This window comes from Streptomyces sp. NPDC052079, assembly GCF_040680275.1.
GTDB lineage: Bacteria > Actinomycetota > Actinomycetes > Streptomycetales > Streptomycetaceae > Streptomyces.
Genome location: NZ_JBFAWL010000019.1, coordinates 120,647 through 133,330, shown reverse-complemented (window position 1 = coordinate 133,330; position 12,684 = coordinate 120,647). Strand labels below are relative to the sequence as shown.

The window sequence follows — 12,684 nt, the reverse complement described above, 5'->3', positions numbered from 1 at the left end:
CCCCACCGGCCTCCCCCGCCGCCCCCCCACCCGGCCGCGGGGGCGTCCTCGCGGGCAGCCGCCGGCGCCGTGTTGCCGTCACTCGGTCACACCTTCTGCCACAGCGCCGGTGTGTCGGCGGGCGTCCACGCGCCCTGGGCCTGGTGGGTCTGCAGGCACTGGTAGGTCGCACCGTCGTGGGTCACGGTCGTTCCCGCCTCGTAGACCCGGCCCGCCGTCCATGCCTGCCCGCCGTCCTCCGGCGCCGGTGCGGTCTGCGCGTTGGCGGTGGTCAGCGTGAGCCCGTAGTCGCTCAGGATCGGGTTCACCGGCTGGTAGTACGTCGTGCCGCCGCTGGTGCAGTCACCGGTACCGCCGGAGGTGACACCCTGCGCCTGGGCGCCCGTGAGATACGGCCCGCCGGAGTCGCCCGGCTCGGCGCACACCGTCGTCCGGGTCAGCCCGTCGACCGTGCCCTCGGGGTAGCGCACGCTCGTGCCGTGCTGCTCGATCGTCCCGCAGTGCCATCCGGTGGTGGACCCGGACCGGCACACCGACGCCCCGACGAGGGCCTGCACCGAGCCCATCACCCGCACCTCCTGACCGTCCTGCGCCTTCACGCCGGGCGTGGGCGTCCACTGCTCGCCGGTGGCCACCCAGGCCATGTCCTTTCCGGGGAACGTGGAGGCCCGAAAGGTGCCCTGCGCGGTGCGGTCGTAGCCGGTGGTCGTGTCCCCCGCCTCGCCGCAGTGCCCGGCGGTGGCGAAGCCCCCCTGGTCGCCCTGGGTGACGGAGAAGCCGACGGTGCACCGCGCGGAGTCGTTGATGTAGAAGGCGTCACCGCCGGTGATGTCCTGCAGCAGACGCGGCCGCAGCGTCGTCATCCGCACGCCGACGTCCTCCCCTTCGAGGCCCGCGGCCTCGACGAAGGCGGTGCCGGCCTCCTGACTGGTCGCCTCCACCATGATCCGGTTCCTCGGCACGTCGATGTACCAGACGGGCGCGTCAAGCGAATTGACGCGTGGAGCCGCCGCGTCCAGTTTCGCCTTGTCCGCCTGCAGCTCGGCCAGCGTCCGCTCGACCACCTTGGCCCGGGCGCCCTGCGCCTCGATCGCCGCCGTGTCCTTGGCGTCGGTGGTCGCGACCATGAGCTCCGCGGAGGTGTCGCCGTTCACCCAGGCACCAGCGAACCGCTCACCCAGGGCGATGCGCAGCCGGCCCGCCCGGGCGCCCGCCTCCGCCTCGTTGACCAGCCGTTCGGAGGCCTGCTGCTCGTTCAGGCCCAGGTCGCGCTGGAGGGCGCCGAGCAGATGGGGCGAGGGCCGGTCGGCACCGAGCGTCTGGGACGCGGTGGGCGCCGCCCCCGACGCCGGCGTGGGATCGGCCGCCGCGGCGGAGGGAAGTCCGGCGAGGACGAGGGCGCCGAGTGCCGTGAGTGCCGACCGGCGCACGGTCCGGACATGACTGGGGACCATTCGGGACGTCTCCTTCGTTGAGGGCGGCGAAGCTGCCGAGGGGACTTAGGCCTTTCCCGGCGCGCCCGACGGGATGTCAGAACACGCCCCCGTTAGCGCGTTGGGGACTTCGATGCAGCCATGTGCAGTACAACCGCGACACCGGCCGCACCCCGAACGGCTCAGACGGGCGTCAGACCCGGGGAGCCCGCCTCCGTGACGAACGAGGCCGCCGTGGAGACCGGAGCGCCGGGCGTCGTCACGGCCGGGACGATCCGGAAGTCGGCGCGGGCGTGCTCCCGGTTCAGCTCGACCCGGACGTAACCGCGCCGGCCGTCGTAGAACCTCAGATGCGGATTGGCCCGCATATAGGTGTCCCAATTGGCCGGGTGCTCGGCCCCGTTCCGGCCGCTGGCCACGGACGTGCAGGTCAACTCCGAACCGAGGGTGGGGGAGTCGGGATCGTCGAAGTCGTCCTTGATGTCGAAGGCGTACGCCACATGGACGTCACCGGTGAGGACCAGCCAGTTCTCGACGCCGGCCGCCTTCGCGCCCGCCATGAGACGGCCCCGGTTGGCGCGGTAGCCGTCCCAGGCGTCCATCGACATCCTGGCCTCGGCGTTCAGGTCCAACTTGCGTTGGGAGAAACACACCTGCTGGGGCATCACGTTCCACAGCGCCGTCGAGGCGCCCCACCCGTCGAGCAGCCACCGCTCCTGGGCGTCCCCGGTGAGGCTGCGGCCCGGATCGTCCGACTCCGGCCCGGGGACGTGCGGATTGTCGTGGTAGGCCTGGTCGTCGCGGTACTGGCGGGTGTCGAGGATGTCGAACTGGGCGAGCGTGCCCCAGTGCAGCCGGCGGAACAGCTGGGCGTCGGGGCCATCGGGCAACTGGTCGGCGCGCAGCGGCTGGTTCTCCCAATAGGCGCGGTAGGCGGCGGCCCGGCGGGCCAGGAACTGCGCCGGATCGCTGCCGTTCTCGTCCGCGGCGGCCGCGTAGTTGTTCTCCGTCTCGTGGTCGTCCCAGGTGACGACGAACGGGTGCGCGGCGTGCACGGCGCGCAGGTCGGGGTCGCTCTTGTAGAGCGCGTACCGCATCCGGTAGTCCGCCAGGGTCGTCGTCTCCCGGTTGAACTCGGCCGGCAGCACCACGTCGGAGTAGTTTCGGGCGCCGCCCGCGGAATCGACGGCGTACTCGTACAGGTAGTCGCCGAGGTGGAACACCACGTCGACGTCCTCCCGGGCGAGATGCCCGTGCGCGGTGTAGTAGCCGTCGTGGTACGCCTGGCAGGCGACCGCGGCCAGCCTCAGGCGCGCGGTGCCGTCGCCGGCCGGGGGAGCGGTACGGGTACGCCCGGCCGGGCTGATCCAGGTGCCCGTGCGGAAGCGGTAGTAGTAGTGGCTGCCGGGTTCCAGACCCTGCACGTCGACGCGCACGCTGTGCGCGTACTCGGGGTGCGCGAGGACGGTGCCGCGCCGCACGACCAGGGCGAACGACTCGTCGAGGGCGACCTCCCAGGAGACCTCCACCTGCTGCTGTCCCAGGCCGCCGTCCGGTTCGAACGGGGCAGGCGCCAGCCGAGTCCAGATCAGCACCGAGCCGGGCAGCGGATCCCCGGAGGCGACCCCGAGGGTGAACGGGTCCTCGGCGATCCGGGCCGCGTCGAGCCGGGGAGCGGCGAAGGCGCCGCGCGCGGGCAGGTTGGTGGTGAAGGCGAGGGCGGCGGCGGAGACAGTCAGGAAGCGACGACGGGCCAACTGCCGTGCGGCGGTGCTCAGTACGGCGTCGTGCGGCGTGGAGGCGAGCGGGGACGATGGTCCGGGACGGCCCGACAGCGCCATCTGAGGTCCTCTCCTGAGGCGGATCGATCGGACGGGCGCAGGCCGGCAGCGGGCGGACACGGGCAGGCGAGCGCTCCGCGCGCGGGCCGGTGCCGGCCACGGGACGCGGAGCCTGCATGCTAAACAGATGAAATGTGCATAAACGGCGTGACGTGCGGGGTGTTCACACGGGAGGCCGTACGCGGGAGCCGCCGGGCACACCGTACGCGGGAGCCGCCCGGGCACACACGAGCGCCGCCGGCAGGCACCGACGGCGCGGGGAGCGGGTCCGTTCAGCCGGTGCCCGCGCTCACCCGTTCACGGACCGGCAGGTGGTATACGTGGAAAGCCCGCCCGATGACGGGCTGCGCGACGTTGCGCACCTTGACCCCGCCCGTGGTCATGCCGTGCTCGGTTCCGGCATGCGCGTGCCCGTGCACCGCCAGGTCGGCGCCGGCCGTGTCGATCGCCTCGGCCAGCAGATAGCTGCCCAGGAACGGATAGATCTCCAGCGGCTCCCCGGCCAGGGTCTCCGGCACGGGGGAGTAGTGGGTGAGGGCGATCCGCACGTCGCAGCCCTCCTGGGCCAGCTTCTCCAGGGCGGCCCGCAGACCGTCGGCGCAGCGCCGGGAGACCCGGACGAACTCCTTCATCACCGGCTCGCCGAACTCCCCGGCGCTCGCCCCGACGAATCCGCCGCCGAAGCCCTTGGTTCCGGCCACCCCGACCCGCACGCCCCCCACCTGCAGCACGGCCGACTCGCCCTCCAGGACCTCGGCTCCGGCCTCCCGCAGCACGGCCGTGACCTCGTCCTGCCGGTCGTCGTGGTGGTCGTGGTTGCCGAGCACCGCGACCACGGGGACACCCAGTCCCCGGATCTCGTCGGCCACCACCCGCGCCTCCTCGAGCGTGCCGTGCCGGGTGAGGTCTCCGGCCAGCAGCAGCAGGTCGGCGCACTCGGGCAAGGTGTCGAACGCCGGCCGGAGAATGCCCCGGGTCTCCGGACTCATGTGGATGTCCCCGACGGCCGCGATCCGGATCATGACAGCTCCTCCGCGTGGTCGGGCGACGAGGGCTCGCTGACCACGATGTCGCAGTGCACCTCGAGCCCCGCGAGCTCCTCGCGCACCAAGTCCAGGACCTCCTCGCGGTAGCGGGCGGAGGGAACGGTCCCGGTGACCAGTACGTTCCCGCCGCGGACCTCCACCCGCACGCCGAGTTCGCCGAGTTCACCGGAGGCGAGCCGGTCCTTGAGGTGGGCGACGCGGTACTCGGGACTCCGCGAGGCAGGCGGGCCGGACGCGGAACCGGCGTCGTGGGTGCTCATGAGCGTTCCTTCCGCGGACGTTCAGATGACGTTCAGGCGTTCCAGGAGGAAGAAGAAGGCGGCGGGCATCGGCTCGTCCCCGGTCTCACGGCGGACCCGCTCCCAGTCGACCTTCTCCCGCAGGGCGCGGGCGATGGGCAGCACCGCCCCGAAGTCGCAGTGGTGCTCCGAGAAGGCGGCCACCAGGCCCGCCAGCAGATCCGTGGGATCCAGGACCGGCATGCGCACCGACTCCACCGGCAGCTCCTGCGCCCGGCGGAGCATCTCGGTGGAGACGGGACGGTGCGCCAGCTGGAAAATGATGTCCACGTCCTGGCCGAAGCAGCTGGACTTGATCAGCCAGTCCTCGGGAGGCGTGTAGACCGTCAGCCCGGCCTCGCGGAGCGTGGCGGCCACGGCCTCGGCGTCCTCCGGCAGCACGCAGAAGTCGACGTCGTGCTGGAGGTTTCCGCTGCCGCCGTGGGCGTGCACGGCGACGCTGCCGGCCAGCGCGAAGAGGTGCCCGCCCCGCTTCAGCACCGCGCCCACCTGCTTGGCCGCCTCCAGGATGGCCTGATTGCGGTCCCGGGGCAGCTCCGGGCCCTCGTCCTCCAGCGGGGCCCGCATCTCGCCCCGCGTGTCGAGCGGAGGTGTCTCGCCCGGGGCGTCGGAGGCCAGACGGAGGTCCGGGGTCGCCGGGCGCCGGGTGAGCGCCGCGTCCTCGCCGTTCTCCGTCATGACCCACTCCCTCCGGCCGGCCGGACGGTCCGTACGGCCGCTGTGCCCGGCTCCCCGCCCGGGACAGCCCTGTGTGCCTGCACCTAGTACCCGGCGTGCCCCTTCCGACACGGAGACGGCCCCGGGACGGCTGGGGCCTGTCCGGCGGATCGTGTCGGGGGAAAGGGGCGGCGCTGTGCAACCCAGGTGAGCGGGGTCTGGTGCGTCCAGATGCAAGGCGGAGGAGGGAGTCGGCGGCCGACGACAACGCCGTAGATGGGCATGCCAGACCCGGCGTCCCCGGCATGATCCGTCGGACAGGCCCCAAGTCCCGGCGGCCGGCCACCGGGGCCGCGGGAAGGAACCGGCTCGGGTGTACTGGAAAAGCGCTTGCGGTGATATCGGTTGAATATGGGGCAAAAGGCAGGGAAGTCAATGGGTGCCCCTGAGGGATCCGCTCGTGGAGGTCGACATGGACCAGGCCCCGTCTCACTCGTCGGATCTTCCGCAGCCCCTGCGCGCGGTCGCCTCGGGACTGCGGCGTCTGCCGGGCGGGCAGCAAGTGGTCAGGGTGGCCGGCGGCACCCTCGACGCCATCGGCGCAATCTCCCCGCGCGGACGGCGGATCGCCGTCTACACGGGAGCCGGGGTGCTCGGAGCGGCCGGTGTCGTGGAGTGGCCGGTGGCGCTCACCGGCGCGGCGGTCGCCTGGCTCACCCGGCCGCGCCCCACGGACCGGCCGGACGGCGAACAGGCCACGCCGGCACCGGCCGACGAGACCGGCGAGCCCGGCACACCGGACGATGCCCGCAGGCACGACGACCGCGACGCGGAACAGCCCGAGGGCCCCGGCGACCGGCTCGCCCCGTCCCGGAACCACGACGAACGGACCGAACGCCCGGTGCACGAACAGCCCGCGAAGGTGGGCGACACCGCCACGGCCGAGGGCCTGAAACACGTGGCCGAGGCCATCACCAACCACGACTCGCCCTCCGACCGGCGCACCCGCTGAGCCACGATCACGGGACCCCCAGATGCTCACACGCTTCGACGTCGCCCCGCTCGCCGGTGCCGTCGCGGGAGCCGCCGCCGGCGCCGCCCGCGGCACCGCGCAGGGCATGACGTCCGTCCACGACACCACGCGCCGCCTGGGCAACGTCGCCCGCAACGCCCTCGGCGGCGGCCGGCACTGGCAGGCCGGACACCGCGTCCACCTGGCCCTACGGCACCCCGAAGGCGGCATCGCCCCCCTCGCCCGCAAGGCCGCCGCCGAACTGCTCGAGCACCCGGACGTGCTGACCGCGTACTGGGACGAGGGACTGTCCCGCCTCGTGGTGACCGCCGTGACGGACGCGGCCACCGACCGCGTGACCGAGCACGCCGTCGCGCTCGCCGCCCGCCTCGGACTGACCGAGGACGCGGACCCCGAGGAGGAGGACCCGACCGCGCATCCCGGCGACCCCCGCGACGTACGGATCGCCGCCGCCGCGCTGCTGCTGGACGCCGCCGGCGCGGCCGGTGCCCTGGCGGGCCGGTCGCTGCGCCTGCCGCCCACCCCCAAGGCGATCATCGCCGGCGTCACCCTGCTGCGCGAGAACCCCCGCTTCCGCTCCGTGCTGCGGCAGCGGTTCGGCAGGAGCGGCATGGAACTCCTCCTCGCCGCCGCCAACGCCGCCGCGCACGGCGCGGCACAGTCCCCCATCGCCCTGGTCCTGGACGGCCTGCTGCGCACCGGCCAGCTGACCGAGGCGACGGCCAGGGCCGCGGCCTTCGAGGCCCTGCACGACGACGTCTGCGTCGAGGAACGCACCAGCCTCCCCTGCCCCACGGACATCCGCCCGCCCCTGCGGGTCACGCCCGCCCAGGCGTACGCCGCCCACGCCGGCACCGGGAGCGTCGTGGGCGCCGCCGCCACCCTCCTCGTCACCCACGACACCGGGGAGGCGGCCGAAGCGGTCCTGGCCGGATCCCCCAAGGCGGCACGCTACGGCCCCGCCGCCTTCAACACCCTCCTCGGCACCCATCTGGCCCGCTCCGGCGTCCTGGTGCGCAGCGGGGAACGGCTGCGGCAGCTGGAGATCGCCGACTCCCTCGTCCTGCACGCCGACGCCCTGCGGGGCCACGCGCCGTCCGCCGACGGCACTGCCCCTGACGAGTTCCACGACCCCGTCGACCCCTGGGCCGAGGGCGTTCTCGACGCGGCCCGCCGGGCGGGACTGCACGTCGTGGTCAGCGGCGGCTCCGACCTGAAGGACATCACCCGCCTCGCCGACGAAGTCGCCCCCGCCGACCTGCCGTTCGGCGACGTCGTACGGGCCCTGCAGAACGACGGGCACATCGTGGTGAGCGTCGCCCGCGTGTCCGCCCACGGGGACGACGACGTCGCGGGCGGCCTGCCCGCGGGCGACGTGGCGATCGCCCTCACCGACCGGCGCTCGGCGATCGCCTGGGGCGCCGACGCGCTCGCCCCGAACGGTCTGGCCGACGTATGGCGCCTGCTGACCGCGATCCCGCCGGCCCGCCGGGTCGGCCGCCGTTCCCAGACGCTCGCCCGGGCGGGCGCCACCCTGTCCGGTCTCCTGGTCGCCCGCGGCGGCACCCCCCACGGCCGGATCTGGCAGCGGCTCACCCGGCACGCCCCGGTGAACATCGCCGCGGCGGCCGCCCTGCTCACCGGCTGGACCGAGGCCGTACGCGTGGCCCGCGCCGCACCGCCCGAGCCCCGGCTGCACGTGCCCTGGCACGCCCTGGAACCGCACCGGGCGCGCGCACTGCTGCGCGACGCCCGCACCGACGCCGAGCCCGAAGGGCTCACCCTGCTCGCCGGCCGGACCCGGCAGCGGGCGGCACGGCTGACCCGCACGCCCGCTCTCGCCCCCGCCCGCTGGACCTGGCAGGCGGCGGGCGCCGTGCGCCGCGAACTCGACGACCCGCTCACCCCCGTCCTGGCCACCGGAGCGGTCGCCTCGGCGCTGCTCGGCTCGCTCGTCGACGCACTGCTCGTGCTCGGCGCCATGGACATCAACGCGGTGGCCGGCGGACTGCAGCGGCTGCGCGCCGAACGGGCACTCGCCCGGCTCGCCGCCCGCCAGCAGCCCAAGGCACGCCGCCGGACCACCGGCAGCCGCACGGTCACCGTCGACGCCGCACGGCTGCGACCGGGGGACCGGATCAGCATCGGCGCCGGCGACGTCGTACCGGCGGACGCGCGGCTGCTGGAGACGGAGGGTCTGGAGGTCGACGAGTCGTCGCTCACCGGCGAGTCCCTGCCCGTGACCAAGGACCCGGAACCCACACCGGGCGCACCGGTCGCCCGGCGGACCTGCATGGTCTTCGAGGGCACCACCGTGGTGGCGGGCCGGGCAGAGGCGCTCGTGGTCGACACCGGCGACCACACCGAGGCCGGCCGCGCCGTCGCCCTGGCCGCGCGCACTCCGCCGCCCGCCGGTGTCCAGGCACGCCTGCAGGAACTGACCCGCAAGGTCCTGCCCGTCACCCTCACCGGCGGCGCACTGGTGACCGGGCTGTCCCTGCTGCGCGGCACCCCGATACGGCGTGCCGTCAGCGGCGGTGTCGCCGTGGCCGTCGCCGCCGTGCCCGAAGGGCTGCCCCTGGTCGCGACCGTCGCCCAGATGGCCGCCGCCCGCCGGCTCTCCCGGCGCGGCGTGCTGGTGCGCACCCCGCGCACCCTGGAGGCGCTCGGCCGGGTCGACACCGTCTGCTTCGACAAGACCGGCACCCTCACCGAGAACCGGCTCCGTCTGGTCCGGGTCGCCACCGCCGACGGCACCGTCCTCTTCCCGGGCGCCGCCGACGCCGTACCGGTCCTCCGCATGGCCGCGCGCGCCTGCCCGCAGGAGGAGACGGCGGACGGCCGCCGGGTCGCGCACGCCACGGACGAGGCGGTGCTCGACGCCGCCCCGCCCGACGACAGCTGGACCGCCGAGGGCGAGCTGGCCTTCGAGGCGAGCCGCGGGTACGCGGCGGCGGTCGGCCGGGACGGCGATACGGACGCCGGTCCGCTCCTCGTCGTCAAGGGCGCCCCGGAGACGGTGCTCCCCGCTTGCCGGGACCTGCCCGACGAGGCGGCCGGGACGGCCCACACCCTGGCGGGACAGGGGCTGCGCGTCCTCGCCGTCGCCCGGCGTCCGTGCCGGGAGGCCGACACCGAGGCCGAGCTCGAAACCGGACTCGACGGCCTGGAGTTCGCCGGGCTGATCGCCCTCGCGGACGTGCCGCGCGACACCTCCCAGGAACTGCTCACCGAACTGCGCAGGGCCGGCATCCTGCCCGTCATGCTCACCGGCGACCACCCGGAGACCGCCCGCGCCATCGCCCTCCAGCTGGGCTGGCCGGAGGGCACCCATGTGGTCACCGGGGACGAACTCGTCGCCATGGGCCGGGCCGACCGGGTCCGCGCGCTGCACGGCGCCGGAGTGGTCGCCCGTGTCGCTCCCGAACAGAAGCTCCATGTCGTGGAGGCCCTGCAGCAGGCCGGCCGGGTGGTGGCCATGGCGGGCGACGGCGCCAACGACGCCGCCGCCATCCGCGCCGCCGACGTGGGCGTCGGCATCGAGGCCCGCGGCTCCGCGGCCGCCCGCAACGCCGCCGACATCGTGCTCACCACCGGCGACCTCTCGGTGCTGGTGGACGCCGTGAGCGAAGGCCGCGCGCTGTGGCGCAGCGTCGCCGACGCGGTGAGCATCCTCATCGGCGGCAACGCCGGCGAGGTGGGCTTCAGCGTGCTGGGCACCCTGCTCGCCGGTTCCTCACCGCTGTCCACCCGTCAGCTGCTCCTGGTCAACCTGCTCACCGACATGTTCCCGGCCATGGCCGTGGCCATGACACCGAGCGACGACCCGTCGACCGCCGCGCACGCCGCGACCGGCCCGATGGGCCTCGACGTGCTCGGCGCACCGCTGCTGCGCTCGATCCGCCGCCGCGGCGTCACCACCTGCCTCGGCGCGGTCACCGCCTATCTGATCGGCCGTCTCACCCCCGGCACCGAACGCCGCTCCACCACGATGGCCCTGTGCGGAGTGGTCGGCGCCCAGCTGGTGCAGACCCTCACCGGACGCCGCCACAGCCCTCTGCTGTGGGTGACCGCCCTGGGCTCCGCCGCGGTGCTCGCCGCCCTGGTCCAGACGCCCGGCGTCAGCCACTTCTTCGGCTGCGCCCCCCTGGGGCCCGTCGCCTGGCTCGGCGTCGCCCTGGCCATCACCCTGTCCGCCCTGGCCCCCCGCCTGGAACGCCTCGAAGCGGTACGCCGCCTCTACGATCTGGCCGCCCGCCTCGCCCTCCGCCTCGGCGACTCCGTGCGGCAGACCCGCCACCTGCTGGGCAGCGGCATCGCCCGGCCGGTGGCCTGACCGGCCGCCCGCCTCGAGAGGACACCGGGGGCCGTTCGGCCCGAGCGGATCCGCCCTCCTGCGGCCAGACTGGAAGAGGAGGACGGTCCCGGCACCCCCCGGGTCCCTCCGACGCAGGCGGGCGCGGGCGCGCCCGGTGCCGGGGCCCGCCGCACAGCGAGAAGGGTGAGATCGGCATGAAGGGCTACGTCTTCCACGGCCCCGGGCACTCCGCCTGGGAGGAGGTCCCCGACCCCGAGATCAAGGAACCCGGCGACGCGATCGTCCGCGTGGACGCCGTCACCATCTGCGGGACCGACCTGCACATCCTCAAGGGCGACGTGCCCGAGGTCCGTCCCGGAACCGTCCTCGGCCACGAGGCGGTGGGAGAGATCGTCGAGACCGGTGCCGACGTCCGCACCGTACGCCCCGGGGACCGGGTCCTGGTCTCCTGCATCTCCGCCTGCGGGCGCTGCGGCTACTGCCGCGAGGGCATGTACGGCCAGTGCCGGGGCGGCGGGGGCTGGATCCTCGGCCACCTGATCGACGGCACCCAGGCCGAATACGTACGGGTCCCGTACGCCGACCTCTCCGTGTACCCGCTGCCCGGCGCCGTCGCCCCGGAGGACGCCGTGCTGCTGGCCGACATCTTCCCCACGGCCTACGAGGTGGGCGTGCTCAACGGACGGGTACGTCCCGGCGACACCGTCGTCGTGGTCGGCGCCGGGCCGATCGGGATCGCGGCGGTCGCCACCGCCCGGCTGTTCGCGCCCGAGCGCATCGTCGCCGTCGATCTGGCCGCCTCCCGGTTGCAGGCGGCGAAGGAGTTCGGCGCCGACGCCGTGGCCGACGCGACCGAGGCTCCCGAGCAGCTGGTCGAGGACCTCACCGGCGGGCTCGGCGCGGACGTGGTCATCGAGGCGGTGGGCGTTCCGGAGACCTTCGAACTGTGCGCCCGCATGGTGCGGCCCGGCGGACACCTGGCCAACGTCGGTGTGCATGGTGCGCCCGCCACCCTGCACCTCGAGGACCTGTGGATCAAGAACATCACCATCACCACCGGGCTCGTGGACACCCACTCGACTCCGACCCTGCTGCGGATGGCCGCCGCCGGACGGCTGCCCACCCGTCAGCTGGTCACGCACACGTTCCCGCTCGACCACATGCAGGAGGCGTACGACGTCTTCGGCAACGCCGCCGAGACCGGGGCGCTCAAGGTCGTGCTGGGGGTGCCGCAGCACGAGGTGGTCCCCGTCCACCCGACGGTCTGACCTAACCCCGGGCCGGCCGCCGCCCGCCCCGGGAGCGCCGCCGGGAGGGCCGTTCGGCCCATGCCGGACCGGGCGCGCAGGGTCCACCCTGGAGGAGCGGCGCCGTTCGGCACTCGCGCGAGGAGGTGACCTCCCATGGCGAGGACACACGGTACGACGCCACCGCGCAGGGTGCGGCTGTGGCGGTGGCGGAGGAACCCGCTGCGCCGCCGCAGCGATCTGGTCGAGGCCTGGCTGCTGCTCGCCACGCTTGTTCTCGCCCTGCTGGGCGGGGCGTTCGCCGGGCTGGCGGCGGCCGGAGGAGTCGACGCGGCGCTCGGCGACCGCCGCGAGCGGAGCCGCCCCGTACCGGCCGTACTGGTCGAGAACGCCCGGGATGCCACGTCCGCACCCGTGACGGAGGACGGGAACGGCGGCGTCTGGGCGAAGGTCCGGTGGACGGCCCCGGACGGCAACACCCGGACGGGCCGGGCCGAGGTCGAACCGGGAAGCCGGGCGGGCGCCGAGGTCACCGTGTGGAACGACGCCGCCGGCAGGCTCGTGTCCGCGCCGCCGGAGGGCGCCGAAGCGGGGTTCCAGATCGTCATGGCCGGGAGCACGGTCGGCATCGGCACCGGCGGGCTGATCCTGCTCGGCGGATGGCTCGTCCAGTCCCGGCTACGGTGGCGGCGCCTGGCCGAGTGGGAGGCCGAGTGGCGGCAGGTCGAGCCGTCGTGGCGGAAGCGGATGATCGGCTGAGCGCCGGACGGCGGACCCGGAGGGCCGGGCACGGCCGAGCATGAGCATGGC

The 12,684-nt window shown here is 74.5% G+C and carries 9 protein-coding genes; 4 read left to right on the top strand and 5 right to left on the bottom strand.

Annotated elements, in window-relative coordinates; all coding sequences use genetic code 11:
- Positions 1 to 86: 86 nt before the first annotated feature.
- From AB0L56_RS24695 to AB0L56_RS24675, 5 genes are all read right to left on the bottom strand, one after another.
- Positions 87 to 1,454: a carbohydrate-binding protein gene (locus AB0L56_RS24695; RefSeq protein WP_365426466.1), complete on the bottom strand. Its 1,368-nt coding sequence runs from the start codon at positions 1,452 to 1,454 to the stop codon at positions 87 to 89.
- Between the two features lie 161 nt (positions 1,455 to 1,615).
- A complete protein-coding gene (locus tag AB0L56_RS24690; RefSeq protein ID WP_365426463.1) occupies positions 1,616 to 3,274 on the bottom strand; it encodes an alkaline phosphatase D family protein in 1,659 nt (552 codons plus the stop codon).
- A gap of 272 nt (positions 3,275 to 3,546) precedes the next feature.
- On the bottom strand, positions 3,547 to 4,296 hold the full coding sequence (locus tag AB0L56_RS24685) for a metallophosphoesterase (RefSeq protein WP_361037458.1): 750 nt from the start codon (positions 4,294 to 4,296) through the stop codon (positions 3,547 to 3,549).
- The gene (locus tag AB0L56_RS24680; protein ID WP_365426460.1) at positions 4,293 to 4,580 is read right to left on the bottom strand and encodes a BON domain-containing protein; all 288 of its coding nucleotides are present in this window, start codon (positions 4,578 to 4,580) and stop codon (positions 4,293 to 4,295) included. Before AB0L56_RS24680 ends, AB0L56_RS24685 begins: the two co-directional genes overlap by 4 nt.
- Before the next feature lie 21 nt (positions 4,581 to 4,601).
- Positions 4,602 to 5,297, bottom strand: coding sequence for a nucleotidyltransferase family protein (locus tag AB0L56_RS24675; RefSeq protein WP_365426457.1), 696 nt, complete (start codon positions 5,295 to 5,297; stop codon positions 4,602 to 4,604).
- A gap of 451 nt (positions 5,298 to 5,748) precedes the next feature.
- On the opposite strand from AB0L56_RS24675, the gene AB0L56_RS24670 reads away from it, so the two are divergent.
- The 4 genes from AB0L56_RS24670 to AB0L56_RS24655 all read left to right on the top strand — a co-directional run bounded on the left by AB0L56_RS24670 (position 5,749) and on the right by AB0L56_RS24655 (position 12,633).
- The gene (locus AB0L56_RS24670) at positions 5,749 to 6,288 is read left to right on the top strand and encodes a hypothetical protein (RefSeq protein ID WP_365426454.1); all 540 of its coding nucleotides are present in this window, start codon (positions 5,749 to 5,751) and stop codon (positions 6,286 to 6,288) included.
- 22 nt (positions 6,289 to 6,310) lie between these two features.
- Entirely contained in the window at positions 6,311 to 10,645 is a 4,335-nt protein-coding gene (locus AB0L56_RS24665; RefSeq protein ID WP_365426451.1) for a cation-translocating P-type ATPase, read from the top strand.
- A 176-nt stretch (positions 10,646 to 10,821) separates the two neighbouring features.
- A complete protein-coding gene (locus AB0L56_RS24660; protein WP_365426448.1) occupies positions 10,822 to 11,895 on the top strand; it encodes a zinc-dependent alcohol dehydrogenase family protein in 1,074 nt (357 codons plus the stop codon).
- Positions 11,896 to 12,030: 135 nt separating this feature from the next.
- Entirely contained in the window at positions 12,031 to 12,633 is a 603-nt protein-coding gene (locus AB0L56_RS24655) for a hypothetical protein (protein ID WP_361037446.1), read from the top strand.
- The last annotated feature ends 51 nt before the right edge of the window (positions 12,634 to 12,684 follow it).

Excerpts from the sequence above, each read along its gene's own strand:
- AB0L56_RS24670 (WP_365426454.1), top strand. The coding sequence starts at position 5,749 with ATGGACCAGGCCCCGTCTCACTCGTCGGATCTTCCGCAGCCCCTGCGC.
- AB0L56_RS24690 (WP_365426463.1), bottom strand. The coding sequence starts at position 3,274 with ATGGCGCTGTCGGGCCGTCCCGGACCATCGTCCCCGCTCGCCTCCACG.
- AB0L56_RS24680 (WP_365426460.1), bottom strand. The coding sequence starts at position 4,580 with ATGAGCACCCACGACGCCGGTTCCGCGTCCGGCCCGCCTGCCTCGCGG.
- AB0L56_RS24675 (WP_365426457.1), bottom strand. The coding sequence starts at position 5,297 with ATGACGGAGAACGGCGAGGACGCGGCGCTCACCCGGCGCCCGGCGACC.
- AB0L56_RS24685 (WP_361037458.1), bottom strand. The coding sequence starts at position 4,296 with ATGATCCGGATCGCGGCCGTCGGGGACATCCACATGAGTCCGGAGACC.
- AB0L56_RS24695 (WP_365426466.1), bottom strand. The coding sequence starts at position 1,454 with ATGGTCCCCAGTCATGTCCGGACCGTGCGCCGGTCGGCACTCACGGCA.
- AB0L56_RS24655 (WP_361037446.1), top strand. The coding sequence starts at position 12,031 with ATGGCGAGGACACACGGTACGACGCCACCGCGCAGGGTGCGGCTGTGG.
- AB0L56_RS24665 (WP_365426451.1), top strand. The coding sequence starts at position 6,311 with ATGCTCACACGCTTCGACGTCGCCCCGCTCGCCGGTGCCGTCGCGGGA.
- AB0L56_RS24660 (WP_365426448.1), top strand. The coding sequence starts at position 10,822 with ATGAAGGGCTACGTCTTCCACGGCCCCGGGCACTCCGCCTGGGAGGAG.